Source organism: Flavobacteriales bacterium (assembly GCA_016699575.1).
Classification (GTDB): Bacteria; Bacteroidota; Bacteroidia; order Flavobacteriales_F; family PHOS-HE28; genus PHOS-HE28.
The window spans coordinates 1,880,601-1,902,137 of the sequence record CP064979.1 but is presented as its reverse complement, the minus strand read 5'-3'; the positions used below and the strand labels follow the sequence as shown (position 1 = coordinate 1,902,137).

Here is a 21,537-nt window from a genome sequence, read left to right as displayed (position 1 = left end):
GTCAAGCCGGGACGTCAACATCCCGGGGCAGTCCAAAGATGAACCCGCGAGGGGCCCGTTCTATTGTTCCGTTAACAAAGATCGTCCGCCTCCGAAGGCCACTTCCTTGGAAGGTCAACGGGTTTTCAACTGGCGCGGAAGCAGAAACCCCGCCATCTGGGCGGGGTTTCCAACGGAACAGGACAGACGCTCAGTTGCGCACTACCGTATGGCGCTCCAGCTGGTCGCCGTGCAGCACTTCCATGGTGTAAACACCAGCCTTCAGCACGGACACATCGATGTCGCTGCGCTCTGCTGCAACCGAAGCCGAGATCACAACGCGGCCCGTGGCATCCAACAAACGCCATTGGGCTTGGCGGCCGGCCGGGCCAGCCAAGGTCAGCACATCGCTTGTGGGGACCGGATAGACGCTGTACTCAGCAGCCGTAGCCAACTCGCCCATGCCAATGCCGCCCGGCAGTTGGATGTAGGAGATGTCATCCACGTAGTACTCGCCGACCGTGGGTGCACCACCGCCGTACGAGAAGAAGTCGATAGCACCCAGCGAGTTCGGTCCCACTGCGCCATCGGTTTCAGTGGCGAAGTCCCACGTGGCGATCGGTGTGGACCCGATCAGGAAAGATGCCGTGCTGTCGTTCAGGTCGAAGAACAGGTTCACCTGGAACCATGCGTCCTGTGTGTAGCTGCCGGTGATGGCCGTGTTATCGGCCATACCATCGAGCGATCCACCGTCCAGGAAGACCACCTCGGCGGCGAACGAGGGTGCGCTGACATCCTCGGTGTGTTGGATGTTGAAGTATCCCCCTTTGCCGGATGGGATATACATCCACCAGCTGAGGGTGAAGGAACCGCTGGTCTGGTCGCCCAAGAGGAGCAGAAGATCGCCGGGGCCGCCGGCAGCAGCACTGGCTATGCACGCCATGCTTTGGGTGCCGGAGTGGGCGATCGAGTCCGTTACAATTTGATCCCCCCCGCCCGGCCAAAGGGCGAACGCGGCAGGATTCACGGTGGCCGGGGCCGAACCAACGCTGTAGGAATCGAAGTCCTCGTTGATGAGCACCGTTTGCGCGGTCACCGTTCCAACAAGGCTGAGAGCTGTGAGAGTGAGTAGGGGTTTTTTCATGACAACAAGGGTTTTGGTGGTGTGAAGCTAGCAGCATTGTGTGGCCAACGGTTGGGCGAAGCGTTGGATGGGCGGTTATGTTCGACCAGCACCGGACAAGTCGCCATGAGCGGCCCGCTGCCGCGCGGGTGGATCCGGCCATCAATTGACAAGGCTACTTTCGCGCCCCTTCAAAAACCACGATGGCCGCGCGTTTCCCGCAGTATGATGAACTCGACCTGCCCAAGGTCGCCGAGGAGGTATTGACGCAATGGGATACCGAGGACACCTTCGGCAAGAGCCTCGAACTGCGCAAGGATGCCCCGCCCTTCGTGTTCTACGAGGGGCCGCCCAGCGCGAACGGACTACCGGGCATCCACCACGTGATGGCACGCGCCATCAAGGACATCTTCTGCCGGTACCAGACGCAGAAAGGCCATCGAGTTGACCGCAAGGCCGGCTGGGACACGCATGGTCTGCCCATTGAGCTCGGCGTGGAAAAGGAGCTCGGCATCACCAAGGAGGACATCGGGAAGAAGATCAGTATCGAGGAGTACAACGCCGCGTGCAAGAAGGCCGTGATGCGCTACACCGATGTGTGGAACGACATGACGCGGCGCATCGGCTTCTGGCTCGATCTGGAGAAGCCGTACGTGACCTACCACACGAAGTACATCGAGAGCGTGTGGCACCTGCTGAAGAAGCTCTACGACGAGGACCTGCTCTACAAGGGCTACACGATCCAGCCATACTCGCCCGCCGCCGGGACCGGTCTCAGCTCACACGAACTTAACCAGCCGGGTACCTACAAACCGGTGAAGGACACCAGTGCCGTCGCGCTCTTCAAAGTGAAACCCGATCACGCGAGCGAGTTCCTCTTCAAGGATGCTTTCGGCGATGTCTTCATCATGGCTTGGACCACCACCCCGTGGACGTTGCCGAGCAACACCGCTCTCTCTGTCGGCCCGAAGCTGGACTACGTGCGGGTGAAGACCTTCAACCCGTACACCCACGAAGCGCAGACCGTTGTGCTGGCGAAGGCGCGCTTGAACGCGTACTTCAATGAGAAGAGCCAGGATGCTTCGTTCGACGACTACAAGAAGGATGGGAAGAACATCCCATGGAACGTCGACGGTGAGTTCTTGGGCCACCAGCTCGAGGGCATCCGGTACGAGCAACTCCTTCCTTACGCCCAGCCCGAAGGCGGCGATGCCTTCAAGGTGATCGGCGGCGACTTCGTGACCACGGAAGAGGGCACTGGCGTCGTTCACACCGCCCCGAGTTTCGGCGCGGACGACATGCGCGTTGCACGTCAGCACGGCATCGGCACGCTCACCTTGGTGGACCTCCGCGGCCGTTTCAAACCGGGGGTGACCGACTTCGCGGGCGAGTACGTGAAGGCTGAATACCTGAGCACGGAAGAGATGGCCGCCGAGGCGAAGAAGCAAGGCCGCGACAAGTACCTAAGCGTGGACGAGCGCATCGCCATCAAGCTGAAGACCGAGGGCCGCGCCTTCAAGGTGGAGAAGTACGAGCACAACTATCCGCACTGCTGGCGCACCGACAAACCCGTGCTCTACTACCCACTGGATAGCTGGTTCGTGCGTGTGACCGCGAAGAAGGACCGGCTCGTTGAGCTGAACAAGGGCAATCCTGAGAAAGGGATTCCGGGCATCAATTGGAAACCCGAAAGCACCGGCACCGGCCGCTTCGGCAACTGGCTGGAGAACCTGCAGGACTGGAACCTTTCGCGCAGCCGTTACTGGGGCATCCCGCTGCCCATCTGGCGCACGGCCGATGGCGATGAAGAACTGTGCATCGGTTCGCTGAAGCAACTGAAGGAAGAGATCGCGCGGAGTGTCAAGGCAGGCATCCTGCCTGCCGACGCGTACGCCGATTTCGACCCGAACGATATGTCCGACGCGAACTACGACACCGTGGACCTGCATCGCCCGTTCGTTGATGACCTTGTACTTGTCTCGCCGAGCGGCAAACCCATGCGCCGAGAGACCGACCTGATCGACGTGTGGTTCGACAGCGGCGCCATGCCTTACGCGCAATGGCACTATCCCTTCGAGAACGAAGCCACCTTCAAGGAGAAGTTCCCTGCAGCGTTCATTGCCGAAGGCGTGGACCAGACGCGCGGCTGGTTCTACACGCTGCACGCCATCGCCACGCTCACGCAGGATTCCGTGGCCTACAAGACCGTGGTGAGCAACGGCCTGGTTCTGGACAAGTTGGGCCAGAAGATGAGCAAGCGCCTCGGCAACGCCGTGGATCCCTTCAAGACGCTGGACACTTACGGTGCCGACGCCGTGCGCTGGTACATGATCAGCAACGCTTCGCCGTGGGACAACCTGAAGTTCGACGCGGAGGGCATCACCGAAGTGCAGCGCAAGTTCTTCCGCGCGCTCTTCAACACCTACAACTTCTTCGCGCTGTACGCCAACATCGATGGCTTCGCTCCCTCTCCTTTGGAGAGGGCTGGGGTGAGGCCGGAGAAGGGGTTGGGGGATGAGGCTGCTTTGGCTCTCACCGAATCCGATCGCTGGATCCTCTCACGCCTCAACAGCGTGATGAAACTGGCTGACGCCAATTACGCCGATTACGAGCCCACCATCGCCGCGCGCGCGATCCAGGACTTTGTCGTCGAGGACCTGAGCAATTGGTATGTACGCTTGAACCGTCGCCGTTTCTGGAAGGGCGAGATGGGCTCGGACAAGAACGCGGCGTTCCAAACACTGCACCGTTGCCTGGAAGTGATCGCGATGTTGAGCGCACCCATCGCGCCCTTCTTCAGCGACCGGCTGTACCGCGACCTCACCGGAACAAGTGTTCACCTGAGCGATTGGCCGAAGCAGGATGAGAAGGCCATCGACCTTGAGCTTGAACACCGCACCGCGCTCGCGCAGAAGTTGACATCGCTCGTGTTGAGCATTCGCAAAAAAGAAGGCCATCGCGTTCGTCAACCACTGCAGAAGATGATGGTGCCGGTGACCAACACCGCCATGCGCACACATCTCGAAGCGATCCGTGATCTGGTGTTGAGCGAAGTGAACGTGAAGGAACTCGTGATCCTCGACGCAAGCGAAAGCAAATTGACCAAGAAGATCAAGCCGATCTTCCCGAAGCTCGGTGCGCGCATGGGCAAGTTGATGAAGGGGGTTGCCGCCGCCGTCACCGCGTTCGATCAGGCGCAGATCGCCGAGCTGGAAACGAAGGGCAGCATGAAGCTTACCGTTGAAGGACAGGAAGTGGAACTCCTGCGCGACGATGTGGAGATCACCGCTGAGAACATTCCCGGGCTGAGCGTGGCCAGCGATGGCGCCCTCACGGTGGCGTTGGACATTACCCTCAATGAACCGCTCGTCCAGGAAGGCATCGCCCGCGAACTCGTGAGCCGCATCCAGACCATACGCAAGGAGACGGGGCTGGAGGTGACGGACCGCATCGCGCTGCGCATCCAGCGTAATGCCGCGGACGGTTTCGAAGCTGCGATCCGCCTCCACGCACCTTACATCCTGTCCGAAACACTTGCCGTCACATCCCCGGATGAACTGCTGGTAGCGGATATGGGCGGGACTTCCACCGGTGTGCACACCATTGCGCTCGACGATCGGCTCACATGCACGCTGGCCGTGGAAAAGCTGACGGCCGCGGGTTAGGGTTGCGTCTATATTCGCGGATCAATTTCAAAAGGGGTCCCGTCATGGCCAAGAAACCAGCACCCAAGAAAGCAGCCAAGCCCGCTAAGAAGGCTGTTGCCAAGAAACCCGCAGCGAAAGCAAAACCGGCTGCAAAACCCACGAAGAAGGCCGCCCCTGCCAAGAAGGCTCCAGCCAAGAAAGCCGCACCGGTGAAGACGTCCGCGTCCCGCACAAGTGGGAAGGTCGTGAAGCCTGCGCCCAAGAAAGTGGCGCCCAAGGCTGCGCCCGTCACGAAGAAACCAGCACCCGCCCCCAAGGCAGCGCCGGCAAAAGCCGTAGCCACCAAAGCCCCGGCGAAGCCAGAGCCCGCCCCCAAGCCCGCTCCCGCTCCCAAACCCGCACCGGTAAAGGAGGTCAAGGCACCGGTCGCGAAAGCCGAACCCGCTAAGCGCGGCCGGGGCGGAAGACAAGATGACGCCTCGAAAAACGCAGCACCCGTTGTAAAACAAGTGGCCCGGCCGGCTTTCCCCGCGCCGAAACCGGCCATGGCCAAGATCAACAAGAACATGAAGCAGGACGATCGCGCTCGCTATAGCGATGACGAGTTGGAGGAGTTCAAAGGGATCATCAACAAGAAGTTGGAGGAGGCCCGCAAGGACTACGACCTCTTGAAGCAGACGCTCGCCAACACCGACAACAACGGAACCGACGACACCAGTCCCTCTTTCAAAATGATCGAGGATGGCAGCGAGACGTTGAGCCGCGAGGAGACGGCGCAGTTGGCTGGCCGCCAGGAGAAGTTCATCAAGCACTTGGAGGACGCCCTGCTGCGCATCCGCAACAAGACCTACGGCATCTGCCGCGTCACGGGCAAGCTGATCAGCAAGGAGCGCCTGCGCTTGGTGCCGCATGCCACCCTGAGCATCGAAGCCAAGCAGCAGATGAGCAGCTAGACGAACGAACGAATGACCTGCGATGGGCGGCGTAACGGCCGCCCATCGTGCAAAGGCCCCAACAGGACCGCACCACCGTGAAGCGCGCGCTAGCCGTCATATTCACCATCCTCCTGGCCGACCAATGGCTGAAGGTTTGGGTGAAACTGACCATGCCGTACGGCACGCAGATCCCGCTCATCGGCGATTGGTGCAAGCTGCGTTTCATCGAGAACCCGGGGATGGCGTTCGGCCTGGCTTGGGGCGGAGAAACCGGCAAACTGATGCTTACGCTCTTCCGCATCGTGGCCGTCATCGGCATTGCGTGGTACTTGCGTTCGCTGGTGCGGGAGAACCGCCATAGGGGACTGGTCCTTTGCATGGCATTGATCTTCGCAGGCGCCATGGGCAACATCATCGACAGCACCTTCTACGGGCTGATCTGGAACGAGGGCGCCACGCTGATGCCTTCAGGCGATGTGAAGGAGTACCACGGCATTGCGCAACTGTCGACGGAGGGGTATGCGCCCTTCCTGCACGGATCCGTGGTGGACATGTTCTACTTCCCGATCATCGAGAACGCGCAATGGCCGGAGTGGATGCCGTACGTGGGCGGCAAGACCTTCACCTTTTTCAGTGCCATTTTCAACATTGCCGATGCGTCGATCAGCGTGGGCGTCATCTGCCTAATTCTCTTCCAGCGACGCTTTTATCCGAGGAAGAACGAGGCAGCACCCGACGCTGGCGCGAATGATGGCCTCATGACAACCCCTGCCGAGGCGCCTTTGCCCGAGGGGGAAACGACCGCCTAGCTCTCAGCTGGGATCTCCTGGGTCAGTTCCACCAGCACACCGTTCGCGCTCTGCGGGTGCACGAAGCAGACGAGCTTGTTGTCCGCACCGCGCTTGGGCTCCTCACTGAGCAATTGGAAGCCCTCCGTTTTCAAGCGCGCCATCTCCGCACGGATGTCGTCCACCTCGAACGCGATGTGATGGATGCCTTCGCCGCGCTTCTCGATGGCCTTGGCGATCGGGCCGTCGGGTGTTGTGCTTTCCAGCAGCTCGATCTTGTTCGGCCCCACCTTGAAGAAGGATGTGATGACGCCTTCGCGCTCCACGGCCTCGCGCTTGTAGCTTGGAGCGCCCAGCAGACGTGCATAGGTCTCCTCGGCGGAAGACAGGTCCTTCACGGCAATGCCGATGTGTTCGATGCGGATCATGGCGGGGGCTAAAGCGAAGACCCTGCCCCCTTCGCACTGCGCGCCGGGTAGCAGGGTCTTGGCAATGGGTTCAACGAACGGCGGTCACTTCTTGATGAAGGTCTCGCCCATACGGACATCGTAGTTGAGGTAGTACATGTCCTTTTTCATCGTGCTCACGTCCACGCGATCAGCGTAACCGCGCTTCACGATGTTGCCGTACTGGTCATAGATCTCGTACAGCGTGGCCTTGCTGAAGACGATCTCCTTGCTCGGCTTTGCCGGTGTGAAGGTCACGGGCGCAACGCTGGCATCGGTGTACTTCACCGCCTCGCTGTAGCGCGGACGCTTGGTGCTGTCCACCTGTTTCACACGGAAGGTGTTCTCGCCGCTGTGGGGCGTCACCTTGAACTCGTAGCTGTGCTCACCGGGTGTTCCGGCGCCCATCACTTCGCCGCACTTCACCCATTTGTTCCAGCGCTTCTGCTCCACGATGTAGGCCAGCTCGCCCGTCTCGTTGGTGGCCACCCACTTGAAGGTGCCGTCCGAGGCGATCTCCTGCTTCACGATGTCGAACGTGCTCTTGGGGCGGAGCACTTCGGGGTTCAGCACAGTGGGGCCGCAGCCGTCCTTGTGCTTGATCTTCACCGACACCGGCGCCCCCAGCTTCAGGTTGTAGTTGCCCAGGTCCACCTCGAACGCACTGCTGTTGATCTCGTCCGTGGCCACGAGGTCGTTCACTGTCACTTCGTACACGCAGAAACCCACACCCGCTTCGCTGAAGGGGTTCTGCACGAAGAGGTTCTTGCCTTGGTAATGGCCTTCCACCACCAACATGCCGGCAAATGCGGGAACGAGCGCGCCGAAGAGCGCTGTTACGGTAAAGAAGGAACGGGTACTTGTTTGCATGGCTCTCCGGTGAAGGGTGCCAAATCTAATCGGGGTGCCCACCGTTTGGCAAGGGTGTCAAGGGTGCTCGTCGAGCGGCGCGACCTGTCGGACGGGCCAAGATCTGGGTCCGTCGCGGGCTAATCGTGGAACTTCAGAACACCAGCCCGCACCTCGGCATCGATGTGGTTCTCCAGCGGCGGAATAGGGCAGCTGTAACGGTCGTTGTACGCGCAGTAAGGGTTGTAGGCGCGGTTGAAGTCGATGTGGACTTGCTCCGCCAGGGGTGCTTGCAGGTCGATGTAGCGCCCACCACCATAGGTCTCTTCGCCGTTGGTGAGGTCGGTGAAAGGCAGGAAGAGATGGCCCGGATGGCCCGGGATCGGCGTTGCCGGTTCGTACACGGGCAGGGTGAAGTCCTGTTCACCGATCGTGAAGGACAACCAACCGTGCACTTTGTAGAGCGGCGCGCGTGTGGTGGTCGTCTTCATGGCGAAGGGCTCCGCGGCGGTTGCCGGTTTGAAGCTGGCCGCTAAGCAGAACGCCGGGTCGGGCGTGAAGCGGTGCAAATGCTCGAACAGTTTCCTGTCATCAGGCTTCAAGGGCGAATGCGCGCTGTCGGCGTATTCGTGGTCGATGCGGCCCCAGTAGGCATCGAGCGAATCGCGCCAGCTGCTGTCGCATTGGGCGTGGGCGCCGAGCATCAATGCGAACCCGACCACAAAGAGCGCGGACCGGGTCATGCGGCGGGTTTTGCGATGACCGCTCCGACCATCGCCCGTCCGTCACTCTCGTTGAACCGGCCGTCCGGCAGGTCCTCCACCACGAACGTGCGGCTGCCGCTGCGCACCACCTGCATGAAGTGGGTGAAGGTGCCCGTGCCGTCGGGGAACTCGCTGGTGTATACGATCAGATCAGAGGTTTCCTGTGTGATGGTGTTCTTCACCAGCATGTCGCGATCAAGGTCGGCCTTCAGGCGCGCAAAGTCGGGTTCCATTTCGGTGACGATGAGGCCGAAGTGTTCGCCCGCCCTCACCTCGGCACGGCCCCGCTCCTCGTTCATGACGGCTTTGGGTTCGTGACCGTTATGCGGCACGTTCACCAGCAAGGGCATATCGAATTGCGACAGGTCGATGGTGTTGCCTGTGGCGGTGGTGGTACCGGTGTCAGCGGTTTCCTCGCTGGTGCCCGGAGCGCCGCACGCGACCAAGGCAGCGGCACAGATGAAGGCAAAAGCTGTTTTCATGGGGGTAAAGTATGTGCCGTGATGGGCTACTTCGAAACCGCCACACGCACACCGCCACTATGGCTGGAGAACTCCGGTGCGTACATGCACTGGGCGGTGGTGATACCGTTGCTGAAATCGCCGGCGTGGGTGACGCGCAACGTGTACTCGAACACGTAGGTGCCCGGCGCGATGCGGTCGAAGAAGAAGTTCATGCTGGCATCGCGGATGCTCTGGTAGTAGCCGAGGCCGCCTTGGTACTTGTACCCGCTTAGCGCTTCCGTGGGCTCCAGTCCGGCGGCGCGCAGGTCCTTCATGTGCACGTAGTCCACGTAACGATCGGCGCGCAGCTCAATGCGGATGGTGAGCTTGTCGCCGGGCTTCACCGCCTGGTCTCCGGTTACCGCAACCAAGCGCGCACCTTCTTCGGTTTGCTCCATGAGGAAGACCTCTTTGCGGATGCTGAACGGACTTTCATGGGGCGTGATCTTGTCCATCCGTTCGAAGTACTGCCAGTGCAGGGCGCCCCACGAGGGTTTGTCGGCCGTGGTGGTGATCGTCACATCGGCCATGGCGGGCTTGATCTCGGCGGCGCTCCATGACTTTTCCATCGCGCTTGTGCCAACCTCCGACTTGTCGGCTTTCAACTCAACGCCACCCACCTTGATCAATGGGGCATTGTCCTCAGCGAGCCAGTCATCACCGGTAAGCAGCAACGCGTAGCACGCTTCGGAAGTGGCCTTGGTGGTTTTCCAGTCGGTGGTCTGTTTCAGCTTGAGCAAGTAGGTGCGCAGTTCGTTCACGCTGGTTTGGTCGTTGGCCACTTCGTGATAAGCTTCGATCATCAGTGCGTAGGTCTCCGCCGGGAACTGCCACCAGTCGTAGCCGCCATTGAAGTTCTTCCAGTGCATGCCGAGTTCTTCGCTCTGTGTGGCGCGTTGCCGCAGCGACTCCATGATCGCGGCTGCGGTGGACTTGTCGCCCAAGCGGTGCAATGCCAGTGCGATCATGCCCTGCTCTTGCAGGCCGTAGTTCAACCATGTCGTCGCCAACCGTTGCTTGTAGAAGTTGGCAGCAGTTGCCGTTGCACCGTCGATGGGCCAACGCGGGAAGAAGCTGCGGGTATAGAGGAAGTGGATGTCGGTGGTGCTGGGCGCGTACTTCTCCAGGTCTTCCTTCTTGGTGCGCTTTGCGAGTTCGCGGTACTCGCGGTCCACATCCGCATCGAGCCATTGCACCGCGTTGCGCAGCATCACTTGCACTTGTCCGTCGGGGCGCAGGTCGGCGGCGCCAAGCTTCTCCAAATGACCCAGGCCGGCAACAATGTGCTGCGTGATGTACCGGCTTTCGCGCATGCCGCTCCACCAGGGCCACGCACCGTTGGGCAGTTGCATATCGCGCAGCTTTTTCAGTGCAGTGGCTTCCTCATCGGCCATACGCTGAATGTCGAACAGCAGTGCGATGCGCTCCTTCCGTTCGCGGTCGCTGCGCGCGTTCATCACCCATGGTGTTTCGGCGAGGATGATGTTCTTCAGGTCGGTGTTCTTCTCGAGGGCGCTTGTGAATGCCACCCCACCCCGGCCTTCCCCGGTGGGGAGGGAGGTGGAACGCCACTGATCGAATACCTTCTTGATGCTGGGCCGTTCGTTCCCGATGTGCGCGGCCAGAGCGTTGGCGTAGAAACGGCTGAAGGTTTGTTCTGCGCATTCGTGGGGGAACTCCATCAGATAGGGCAGCGCTTGCACCGCATACCATGCCGGGTTGGGCGTGTACTCCAACTTCAGCGACTGGTGCTTCAGTGTTGTGCTCCCTTCGGCTAGCTCAGGGTGACAGTTCTTCAGCTTGTTCAGTGTGAAGGTCTTCGTGCCCGCTTTGCTGCTCCACAGCGGAAGGCTCTCGGTCACCAAGAGCTTATCGGTGAGGATGGGCAGTGGTTTCTCTTCGCCGTCGGAGTGCCCCATACCCCTGCCCCCTTCAAAGGGGGACGAATTCGCGGTGATGCGCATACTCACCATGTCCACTCCTTCCGGAACGGTGATGTCCCACGCCACGTTGGCGTTTTGGCCGGGTGCGACGGAGAACGGGCGCGTGGCGCTCTTCAACGAGAACGCGGCAGCGATCGGCTTGTTCGTGTAAGGGTCGAAGAGTTCGAGGGATGCCGTGCCGGAGTGTTTCCCTTCGAGCGCGCTGACTTTCGCCGTGAGCGTTATGCGATCGCCTGCACGCATGAAACGCGGTAGATTGGGAGTCACCATCAGCGGCTTCTGCGTCACGACCTCCTTGGTGAACTGCGTGGTCTTCAGGTCGGTGGTGTGTGCCAGGCCCATGAATTTCCAGCGCGTGAGCGCCTCGGGCATGGTGAAGCGCAGCACGATGCTGCCATCCTTGTCCGCGAGCAGGTCGGGAAAGAAGAAGGCGGTTTCGCGGAAGTCGGTGCGCGCTGATGGTTGTTGGGCTGATGATTGGTCCGTGGGTTTGTTTTCATCCTTGCCGAGTGGCTTTGCGTTACCAGAGACACTCCATGCCAACGAGTTCGAAAGTGCGATCGCGCCATCGGAATCTGCCGCAAATGCCTGCCCCGCGACCTCAACGCCATCGAAATATGCATAGGTGCCCTCGGCCCGTCCGCCGCGGAGCACATTACCACGGAAATGTCTATACCGGTCCCATCCCGATCCAGTTATCAGGAACGGGTAGATCCGCGACGTGTCCTGCGGCATCACTACCTCCCGGTAGATCCCCTGCCCACCGCTCATGCCGAACGGCTCCACGTGGTCCCATCCCAAGCGCGGGTAGTTGCCGTGCCAGATGTCCATGTCCCAGCCGTGCGGCACGAAATGGTCAAGTGAAGCATCGTACATACCAGCGAGCAACTGTGCCGCGACCTTCTCGCCCTTGGGCCCACTGATCTTCAAGCGCCACTCTTCCTTGGCGCCGGGCAGCAGCTTGTCGCGGAAGGTGCTCCATTGCACTTGCAGTTGTTTGTTCGTCCACGGCACTGCGATGAATACCTGCTCGCGGTGCGCACGCCCGCGCTCCACGCACAGGAAGTGCACGGTGAAACCGCCGCGGTCTTCTTCAGTGACGGGGATCTCAACGCGTTGCTGGCCCTTGGTCAGTTTGAACCAGCGCTTGGCTGAGATGATACCGTCGCGCTCGATCTCCATCAGGGCGTTGGCTTCGGAGAGGGCGGAGCTGAGGAGGAGGATGGCTTTCGTTCCGGGTTCTACCTCACCCCCGGCCCCTCTCCCAAGGAGAGGGGAGGAGATCCGTTCCACATGGAAGGCCTCGTTGACGAAGCCGGTGTTCTGAATGTCGGGATCGAAGAGGGTGATGTGTTTGGTGGCTTTCACCTCGTTGCCATCGGCGTCGTTGGCGATGACCTCAATGAGGTAACTGCCCACGGGCCAATCCTTGATGCCCTTGAGCGAAAGCTCCTTTCCCTTGGCGCGGTGGCCTGACTTGTCGAGCACGGTTGCGCGGCGCTTCCACTGTGCCGGGTCTTCGCGGGCAGGATCGATGGCGGGTTCACCGTCCAATACGCGATCAGGGCGTTGCCACAGGCGTTGCACTTCGGGCGTGCCGTCGGGAAGAACCAGCTCATGGATGCGCACGGTCATCGGCACGTCCACATCCTGGCCGTTCAAGTTCTGCACACGCACATCGAGGCTATCGGTTGCGCTGCGGTCGATGCTCTCGCCAACGTTCAGCGCGATGTCGATGCTGCGGTAACCCACGCTGAGCGCTGTATTGCTGCTCTGCGTTTCGCCATTGATGTCGGTGATGCTGGCTTCCACCGTGTATGTGAATGTTGGGTCAGCTTGGCGCGGCAACGATGCATCGGCCGTGGCCAAGAACTTCACCGTGAACTTTCCCGTGGCATCGGTCTCTGCTGTGCCGCTTGCGATCTCGGTTGATCGTCCCCACCCCGGAAAGCCGCGCCAACCCCACCCGCACCACCACGGCATGCGGGCGTTGCGCGTTACCGTCCACTTCACCTGCGCACCATCAAGCGGCACGCCGGCATAGCTCTTCGCCACGCCCGTGACTTCCGCCTGTTGCTCCAGTTTGGGCGCGGCCGTGATTGGGTCGAAGACCACCTCGAACGTGGGCCGCTTGTACTCTTCCACTTGCAGGTATTTACTGCCGTGCTCTTCTTGGATACGCAGCTGGCCAGTGAGCCCGCCCGGCGCCTTGAACTTCCCGCTGAACGAACCGTAGCTGTCCGTGGTGATGTTCACGGAATCCACCAGTTCGCCGTTCGCATCGAAGAGCTTCATCGTCGTGCGGCGCTTTGCGATGACTTCTGTGTTTTTGCCGTTCCTCACCGTGGCAATGCCCTTGAACTCGATGGGTTGGCCGGGGCGGTAGATGGCGCGGTCGGTGAAGAGGAGGGTGCGCAGTTGGGGCCCCTCGGGTCCAACACGGCCTGGGCCGATCCATTGCTGTGCGCCGATGTACTCATCTCCACCTTTGGTAACGGACCACTTGACCTGCGACCCTGATCCGGGGATGACAGCGCGCACGGTGCCGTTCTCATCCGTACTGAGGAAGTCGGAGCTGGACTTGAACCGAGCACCGCCACTTTGGTAGGTGTTGATCCAATACTTGGCAATGGCATCCTTGATGGGTGCACCAGTGATCCGATCCACCACGAGCAGCTCGACTTCCGGACCGTTGCTGCGTGCGGAGATCGACAGTTGGGTGGACCAGAACGACGCGTGTACAACAACATCCTTCCGCGCTGCGAAGTCTGGAGAAGTGCTGACCAGAACGGCGTAGTGCCCGAGCGGAGGGCCGGCGACGGGCAGTTCGATGAGGTGGTTGTTCAGGTCGCCGTCATCCGGCAATGCCACGTTCCACTCGTTGATGGGCCGCGCCTTCAGAAGGGTCTGTTCACGCTCCTGACCGAACCGCTCTTCCACGGTCGCCTTGTCCTCCACCACGCGCAACCACACTTGCTTGGTGTTCGTGTATCCCAGTGCAACACGGAACGGTTCGTTCGGCGAAACAGCTTCCTCCACGAACAACTGCAATGACGGCTCCTCTAGTCTTGCTTTCAACGCTCTCGCATTGCGTGCCGCGAATGATGCAGGGAAGCGGGCGATGATCTTGTCGCACAGCACACGCGCCGTACTGCGCTCCCACTTCCACGGGGCAGTGGCTGGCCCACCCTCCGTTGAGCGATCATACTTCTCGCCCATCTCGGCATGCCATCGGGCTTGGGCCATGAGCACATCGCCCCAACAAGTGTCCTTCGGAACGCGGGAAGCCAGTGTTTCCAGCGCGTTCAAGTAGAGGGTGTCCTTGTTGGGCAGCGTGCTCCGTTCGCGCACGTAGGCCAGGCGCTGCAGCGTGACATCCACCAGCGCATCGGGCTTGGCGGCCACGAGGTGCTTCGCCTCCAACTGCTGGTACAACCGCAGCGCCTGGAACTCCCAGCTCGTACTGTCGCGATGAGCAAACGGCTTGTTGGCGAAGGCTTCGAACAAGGCGAACGCCCGCGGATCATTGAGCTTGAAGCTCCACGAAGGTTCGGCCAGGCGGGTTTCCGTGTTGCGGAAGACATCGAGTGCGCGGTGGGCGAGGATGTCGAAGAGGGTGGGTCGCAACCTCACCCCCGTCCCCTCTCCCAAGGAGAGGGGGGCGCTCTTCGGATCCTCTGTGATCGTGCCCTCGGGATTCAGCAGCAGATCGCCGAGAATGCTCGTCGGCGTGGCCTTCAGTGAGTCCTCGGGTTGAAGCGACGCGCGGAAGTGATGGATGATCTTGTTGATGAACTGCGCCTGGCTCCATGTCTCGACTGCGCTCGAAGTGACAGAACCGATGTTCGTGCGTTCAAGGATCGTCCATCGGTTGTTCTGGTAATACTGCCACCAACGCTCGGCTACTGCTGAGTGGAGCAGTTGCTTGAGCGGGTAGTGGTCCTGCGGGATGCTCTGATCGAGTTGTTGCAGTACCGCCTCCTCGCTTGTGCCTATGGCTTGCTGTTGATCGGCACGGCGGAGCGTAGCACGGAAGACATTGCGCCAATCATCCTTGCCTTGTGCCTCGGAAAGAAGAGCCTCGGTAGCTGTGAGCGCATCTGCGAACAGGCCATTGTTCTCCAGCGAGTCGATGTGTGCCCAGCGCGGGTCCGGGTCCTTCATGGGGTCGCTGTATTGCCAGCCGGTGAGGTCGTGTTTGGGTCGGCAGCCGAGCAGCAGTGCTCCTGCGAGGAACAGGAAAAGGGAATGGCGCATGATGAACGATGCTTGTGACGCACGAAGTGGCGGAAGTCGCTGCCGCAAAGGTGGGCAGCACCTCGGGTTACTCCACGCGCTCCACCACCACCATCCGGTCGCCCACAACGATCCGTTGCACCACGTCCATGCCGCTCACCACGTCCGCGAACTTGGTGTAGCGACCATCGAGATGCGGTGTGGGCACGTGCGTGATGAAGAATTGGCAACTCTCGGTATCGCGCCCGGCTGAGGCGAGGCCCACTGAACCAGCGGTGAAGCCGGTGCCCGGGACTTCCGTGCGCAAGGTCCACGGCATGCCACCATAACCATCGCCGCGCGGGCAGCCGCCCTGTATGACGAAGTTGGGCACCACACGGTGGAAGGCTTTGCCGTTGTAGTAGCCCGCCATCACCAGTGAGTCGAACGCGACGCTGCTGCCCGGCGCCTCGTTCACATTGGTTGCAATGACAATGTCGCCCTTGGTGGTGGCGATGCGGTAGCGCTGCCCCTGTTCCAGTGAGAGCAGCCGTTCGTGATCGATCGGATGGTTGAAGGGCGGAGACTTGTGCTCCGGCGCAGGAAGGCCATTGCGTTTGGCCAGCATCAGCTCGATGAGCTGGAGCGTTTCCAGGTCGCGAACAGGATGCAGATGTGTTCGTGATGCTATCAATGCGGAGTCTGAGACCATGACGCGCACGGCGCTGCTGTCCTCCTCCCCCAATTGCTCGCACGCAAAAGCGATGAGGCCGGCATCGTTGGTGGCGATTGCCTTCTGCACCACCTCGCCGAGCATGGCGTACTGGGCCTCGCGCGATGCGAAGCGGGCACGCTTCATTTGCTCACGAACACGTGCAGCAGCCAGTTCGGCCGCGGCAAGTCGAACGACCGGGGCCTTGGCCGATGTCATCTGCTCCAACAGCGCGGGGATCATGTCAACGTCGGGGTCGTTGGCCAGCGCACGCACGAGTTCGGCTTGGGCGTAGTCGTCGAGCGGTTGAGCACCCATGCTCTTCAGCCATCCGCGCGCGACTTGTCGTGTGCCCTCGTCGCCATGCTTCAGTGCCAGGCCGTAAAGGCCCAGCTGGATGTGCGGCGCGGCGCCTTCCTGGGCTTCCTGCCAGCATCGCGCACCATCAAGCCCTTCGCGCTTCTGCAGCACATCGAGAGCGATGCGCGAAACGCCGGGATCGGGGTCGCGAAGGGCGTTGAAAAAGTGATCGGCAGCTTCTTGATGCCCATTGAACTTCTCTGTGCCCAGTGCGCGCACAGCAGCTATCCGAAGAGAGGGGTCACGGGCCGACACAGAACTGTCCTGCAGCAGTTTGAGCGTTGCTGTGTTGTTGTCGGTGCGCAAAGCCGACATCAGGGCTCTTGCCACCGTGACATCGCGCTCCACTCGTAGGGCATGGAGTATGCTCGGGAATTGCCCATTGAGCTCTTCCGCCTTGAGCCGCGCCATGCGGTACGCCGAGCGCTGTCGGACAACCGGGTCGGTACTTTCCAAGTAGCTCACATACCACATGGCATCGTGTGGCTGCGAGAGACTGCCGGAAAAAGCGGCTTCGTTCATGGCGTTGGCGAACAGCGTGTCGGTCGTCGCCTTGCTTGCAGCTGCCATTGCAGTAAGGGCGGTGCTATCGGCGATGTAGGACAAGGCCCGTGCGACCGCAAGCCGTACATCCATTTGCGCATCGCCCAAAGCACTGATGAGACAGGAGCGCGCACTGCTGTCCTGCACTGCTGCCAGCGCGGTGGCGGCCGCTTTGCGCACCGCGGCCGTGGAGTCGGACAGGAATCCGCACAAAGCGGTTGCATCACGTTTCTCTTGTGCCTCCAGAACGTCCATCATCCGCTCATCGGCCCATTGGTTCACAACGGCGATCGTGGAAGACGCCGCAGGTTGCGGTTGTTCCGTGCACGACATGAAGGACAAGACCAGGGCAACGATGGGCAGTGGTTTCATGATGGTCGGCTCGGAGCGCCAAACTATCCGCTGCCATCTTTGACGCACCATGCGCATTGCGGAGCTGTCGGCCTTCCACCCGTACCGGGGCGGCATTGCGCAGTTCGGTGCCGCCTTGCACAAAGCGCTGGCCGTGCAGCACGAGGTGAAGGCGTTCACGTTCACCCGGCAGTATCCCGGCTTCCTCTTTCCTGGCAAGTCGCAGTTCGTGGAGGCCGATGACACGGCAACGGATGTTGGTGCGGTGCGGGTGCTCGACAGCGTGTGGCCGTTGAACTGGGGCGCTGCCGCCAACCGGATCGCGTTGGAGAAGCCGGAGTTGTTGCTCACACGCATGTGGATGCCCTTCTTCGGTCCGGCAATGGGGGCCGTTGCTGCGCGGGTGCGCCGGACCGGGGCGAAAGCGATCGGCATCGTGGATAATGCTGTTCCGCACGAGCCACGCTTTTTCGACAAGGACTTCGCGCGGTACTATTTCAAGCGGCACAACGGCTTTATCGCGCTCAGCCAAGCCGTTGCTGATGATATCCGCGCGCTGAAGCCCGACGCCCAGGTGCAAGTGCTGCCGCATCCGCTCTATGATCACTTCGGCACCCGCTGGGACAGGTCCGCGGCTGCTGCGCATCTTGGTGTGGACCCGGCCTTGAAGACGATACTCTTCTTCGGTCTGATCCGCGACTACAAAGGGCTCGACCTGCTCATCGAGGCGTTCGGCCAGTTGGATGGCACACATCAGTTGGTCATTGCTGGTGAGGCCTATGGGGACTTCGCTCCGTACCAGCGAATGATCGACGCCCATCCCTTGCGCGAACGGATCCACGTGTTCCAGCGTTTCATCGCGGACGCCGAAGTCCCGGCGTACTTCAGTGCCGCCGATTGCCTAGTGCTGCCATACCGCACCGCAACACAGAGCGGGGTTACGGCCATCGCCTTCCACTTCGGGGTGCCGGTCATCGCCACGGATGTCGGTGGCTTGGCCGAGACCGTGATGCACGAACGTACCGGCCTCATGGTGCCAAGGCCCGATGCCGATGCCATAGCCCAGGGGCTGAAGACCTTCTTCGAGGGCGACCGGTCGCAGCGCATGCGGGACAACTTCGATGCGGTGCGCAACGAGCTTTCGTGGGCGCGGTTCGCTGACGGTTTGGTGACGTTCGCGAAGGGGTTGTAGGCTGCATCTTCGCGGTCCCGTTCCGCACCACCACGATGAGAGCCCTACTTGCCAGCCTTACCCTCTGTTGCTTCTTCCCGTTCGTCACCCGCGCACAATGGATGACCGACCAGGATGCGCGTGATCAGATGCGCTACGATGTGCAGTACTTGAGCAGTGATGAACTGGAAGGCCGTGAAACCGGCACGAAGGGCGAGAAGATGGCCGTGGACTACATCGTCGGGAAGTTCCAGAGTGCTGGACTGATCCCCTATGGCGACAGCGTCACTTACATCCAGCGCTTCACGTTCGCGGCGCAACCGAAACTGGGGTTGAAGAACAGCTTGCAAGTGGGCCGCAAGAAGTTCACTGTGTTGGAGCAGTGGTTCCCGTTGGCCTATTGCGACACGGGCGTGGTCTTCAGCAAGCTGGTGAAGGCCGGCTACGGCATCGATGCACCGCAACTGGGCCGCACGGACTATGAAGGCGTGGACGTGAAAGGAGCGGTGGCCGCCATCAGCGTCAGTTCCCCCGACGGCGTCCATCCGCACAGCCGCTACATCGAACACAACGACCTGCGTAAGCGCGCCGAACTGGCCATCAGCAAGGGTGCCGTGGCCGTACTGTTCTACAACGACGACAAGGACGCCACATCCCCGGAGTTCAGGCTGAGCGAGAAAGTGCAGCCACTCGGCGCGCCCGTGCTTTTCCTCACCGGCGACCTGCACGATGGGCTCATCGTGGACGGCAATCCCGTCGTGATCAACACCGACATCGTGCGCGAACAACGCACCGGCATGAACGTGGTGGGCATGATCGACAACGGCCAAGAGAACGTGGTGGTGATCGGTGCGCACCTGGACCACCTGGGCTACGGCGATGAGGGATCCCTCCACCGCGGTGAGCCCGCGATCCACAATGGCGCCGATGACAACGCCAGCGGCGTGGCCGTGATGCTGCAACTGGCCCGCGACCTGCGCGAGATGGACAACGCCCGCGGCAACGACTACCTCTTCATCGGCTTCAGTGGCGAGGAGAAAGGGCTGTACGGCAGCAACTGGTGGACGAAGCATCCCACAGTGCCCATCGAGAAGCTCAACTACATGATCAACCTCGACATGGTCGGCCGCCTCGACACGTCGAAGACCGTGGCCATCAGCGGTGTGGGCACTTCGCCGAGCTGGGCGGAGATCGACCGCATGAAGATCAACGGTCTGAAGGCGAAGACCAGCGCAAGTGGCATCGGGCCGAGCGACCACACTTCTTTCTACCTGAAGGACGTTCCCGCGATACACTTCTTCACCGGCAGCCACAGCGACTACCACAAGCCCGGCGACGACATCGAGAAGATCAACTTCCCCGGGATGCTCGACATCACCCGCTACATCGAGAGCCTGGTTACAACGCTGAACGACGACGGCAAATTGACCTTCACCAAAACGCAGGAAGCCGACAGTGCCGAGACACCGCGCTTCAAGGTGACCATGGGTGTGGTGCCCGATTACATGTACGACGGCAAAGGCATGCGCGTGGACGGCGTAACGGAGGGCAAGTCCGCTGCCGCCGCCGGTCTGAAGGCCGGTGATGTGGTGGTGAAGCTCGGGCCGCAGGAGATCAGTGATATGATGAGCTACATGAAAGCGCTGGGCCTTTTCAAGAAAGGCGACACCACGCAGGTGACCGTGCTGCGCGAAGGCAAGCGCGTCACCGCCGACATCACCTTCAAATGAGCCGAAGCCGTATTGCCGTTATCGGCGCGGGCAGTTGGGGCACGGCCTTGGTGAAGCTGCTCACCGGCACACAACAGCGTGTGGGGTGGTGGGTGCGCCGAGCGGAAACCATTGAGCACATCCGCAAGTACGGACACAATCCCGACTACATCAGTGCTGCACAGTTCGAGGTGGAGCGCTTGGCGATGGACCCCGATATCCACGCGGTGGTGCGTGATGCGGATGTCTTGATCGTTGCCGTGCCCTCGGCCTTCCTGAAGGATACGCTGGATCAACTGGACAAGTCGGAGCTGGCGGGGAAAACCGTGTTCAGTGCCGTGAAGGGCATCGTACCGCAGACCAACCAGATCGTGGGCGAATACCTGTTCGAGCATTGCGGTGTGGCGAAGAAGGACTTCGGTGTTGTGTGCGGTCCGTGCCATGCGGAGGAGGTGGCCATGGAACGGCTCAGCTACCTCACGATCGCCAGCCAGAACAACGCCATGGCGCAGGCCATGGGCACGGCGCTCAATGGCCGCTTCATGAAGACCACATTGAGCGACGACATCTACGGCACGGAGTACGCCGCGATCCTGAAGAACGTCATCGCGGTATGTGCCGGCATCAGCGTGGGGCTCGGCTACGGCGACAACTTCCGGGCTGTACTAGTTGCGCGTGCGATCCAGGAGATCGAACGCTTCGTGAAGGCCGTGCATCCCATCGACCGGGACATCAACGAACCGGCCTACCTCGGCGATCTGCTCGTTACGGCCTATTCAACCTTCAGCCGCAACCGCGAATTCGGCAACATGGTGGGCAGGGGCTACAGTGTGCGTGCAGCGCAGATGGAGATGAACATGGTGGCCGAAGGCTACTACGCGGTGAAGTGCGTGCACGAGATCAATGCCAAGCTGAAAGTGGACATGCCCATCAGTGAGAGCACCTATCGCATGCTCTACGAGAAGATGGCGCCCATGATGGAGATGCGGTTGCTGAGCGAGCGACTGGCGTGAAGAAGGCGGAGGGAAGAAGACCACGGAGGCACAGAGGCACGGAGAAGATGGAGACGAGAAAGAGACGAACGATCGACGAGTTGACCTCGCTGATCATCGCTGCGGCCAACGAGGTGCACCGGGAGCTTGGGCCAGGACTGCTGGAGAGCATCTGTGAGCAATGCCTGATCCAAGAACTGAAGGACCGTGGGTTGATCGTTGAGAGCCAGCTGACCGTTCCGGTATCCTACAAGGGGAAGCCTCTTGGGGCCACCATGCGCTTGGATATCCTTGTCGAAGGCCGTGTCATAGTGGAAGTGAAAACCGTCGACCAGTTCCATGAGGCGCATGTCGCTCAACTGCTCACCTACCTGAAACTCACCGACCGGAAGGTCGGCCTTCTCATCAACTTCAACGACGCACTACTGAAGCATGGCATACGACGCGTTGTGAACGGCGATATCACCCAAGCCTGATCCCTTCCCTGCGTTCTCCGTGCCTCTGTGC

The 21,537-nt window shown here is 60.9% G+C and carries 14 protein-coding genes; 7 read left to right on the top strand and 7 right to left on the bottom strand.

The features are described 5' to 3' along the window. Positions 1-190: 190 nt before the first annotated feature. Complete coding sequence (locus IPJ76_07855) at positions 191-1,123, bottom strand: T9SS type A sorting domain-containing protein (protein ID QQR88111.1); 933 nt, start codon at positions 1,121-1,123, stop codon at positions 191-193. Positions 1,124-1,305: 182 nt separating this feature from the next. Here IPJ76_07855 and IPJ76_07850 point away from each other — a divergent pair, with 182 nt between their 5' ends. The 3 genes from IPJ76_07850 (at position 1,306) to IPJ76_07840 (ending at position 6,493) form a co-directional block, all read left to right on the top strand. Further along, a complete protein-coding gene (locus IPJ76_07850; protein ID QQR88110.1) occupies positions 1,306-4,767 on the top strand; it encodes an isoleucine--tRNA ligase in 3,462 nt (1,153 codons plus the stop codon). Positions 4,768-5,315: 548 nt separating this feature from the next. After that, positions 5,316-5,702 carry a TraR/DksA family transcriptional regulator gene (locus IPJ76_07845; protein ID QQR88423.1) on the top strand — a complete coding sequence of 129 codons (387 nt, stop codon included), beginning with the start codon at positions 5,316-5,318 and terminating at the stop codon, positions 5,700-5,702. A gap of 77 nt (positions 5,703-5,779) precedes the next feature. Next, entirely contained in the window at positions 5,780-6,493 is a 714-nt protein-coding gene (locus IPJ76_07840) for a lipoprotein signal peptidase (GenBank protein QQR88422.1), read from the top strand. Here the strand turns inward: IPJ76_07840 and mce are convergent. From mce to IPJ76_07810, 6 genes are all read right to left on the bottom strand, one after another. Beyond that, positions 6,490-6,900 (bottom strand): methylmalonyl-CoA epimerase, encoded by a 411-nt coding sequence (mce, locus tag IPJ76_07835; protein QQR88109.1) that lies wholly within the window; start codon positions 6,898-6,900, stop codon positions 6,490-6,492. The two genes, IPJ76_07840 and mce, sit on opposite strands and share 4 nt — an antisense overlap. Positions 6,901-6,984: 84 nt before the next feature. Further along, the gene (locus tag IPJ76_07830; GenBank protein ID QQR88108.1) at positions 6,985-7,788 is read right to left on the bottom strand and encodes a hypothetical protein; all 804 of its coding nucleotides are present in this window, start codon (positions 7,786-7,788) and stop codon (positions 6,985-6,987) included. A gap of 119 nt (positions 7,789-7,907) precedes the next feature. After that, on the bottom strand, positions 7,908-8,471 hold the full coding sequence (locus tag IPJ76_07825; protein QQR88421.1) for a DUF1684 domain-containing protein: 564 nt from the start codon (positions 8,469-8,471) through the stop codon (positions 7,908-7,910). Between the two features lie 35 nt (positions 8,472-8,506). Next, positions 8,507-9,013, bottom strand: coding sequence for a hypothetical protein (locus tag IPJ76_07820; protein ID QQR88107.1), 507 nt, complete (start codon positions 9,011-9,013; stop codon positions 8,507-8,509). Positions 9,014-9,039: 26 nt separating this feature from the next. Continuing rightward, complete coding sequence (locus tag IPJ76_07815; protein QQR88106.1) at positions 9,040-15,234, bottom strand: hypothetical protein; 6,195 nt, start codon at positions 15,232-15,234, stop codon at positions 9,040-9,042. A gap of 67 nt (positions 15,235-15,301) precedes the next feature. Continuing rightward, positions 15,302-17,179, bottom strand: coding sequence for a peptidylprolyl isomerase (locus IPJ76_07810; protein ID QQR88105.1), 1,878 nt, complete (start codon positions 17,177-17,179; stop codon positions 15,302-15,304). 49 nt (positions 17,180-17,228) lie between these two features. Here IPJ76_07810 and IPJ76_07805 point away from each other — a divergent pair, with 49 nt between their 5' ends. The 4 genes from IPJ76_07805 to IPJ76_07790 are packed head-to-tail and all read left to right on the top strand — an operon-like array spanning position 17,229 to position 21,506. After that, positions 17,229-18,350 carry a glycosyltransferase gene (locus IPJ76_07805; protein QQR88104.1) on the top strand — a complete coding sequence of 374 codons (1,122 nt, stop codon included), beginning with the start codon at positions 17,229-17,231 and terminating at the stop codon, positions 18,348-18,350. 35 nt (positions 18,351-18,385) lie between these two features. Then, positions 18,386-20,059, top strand: coding sequence for a M28 family peptidase (locus IPJ76_07800; protein ID QQR88103.1), 1,674 nt, complete (start codon positions 18,386-18,388; stop codon positions 20,057-20,059). Next, positions 20,056-21,051: an NAD(P)H-dependent glycerol-3-phosphate dehydrogenase gene (locus IPJ76_07795; protein ID QQR88102.1), complete on the top strand. Its 996-nt coding sequence runs from the start codon at positions 20,056-20,058 to the stop codon at positions 21,049-21,051. Before IPJ76_07800 ends, IPJ76_07795 begins: the two co-directional genes overlap by 4 nt. A gap of 47 nt (positions 21,052-21,098) precedes the next feature. After that, entirely contained in the window at positions 21,099-21,506 is a 408-nt protein-coding gene (locus tag IPJ76_07790; protein QQR88101.1) for a GxxExxY protein, read from the top strand. Positions 21,507-21,537: the final 31 nt, after the last annotated feature.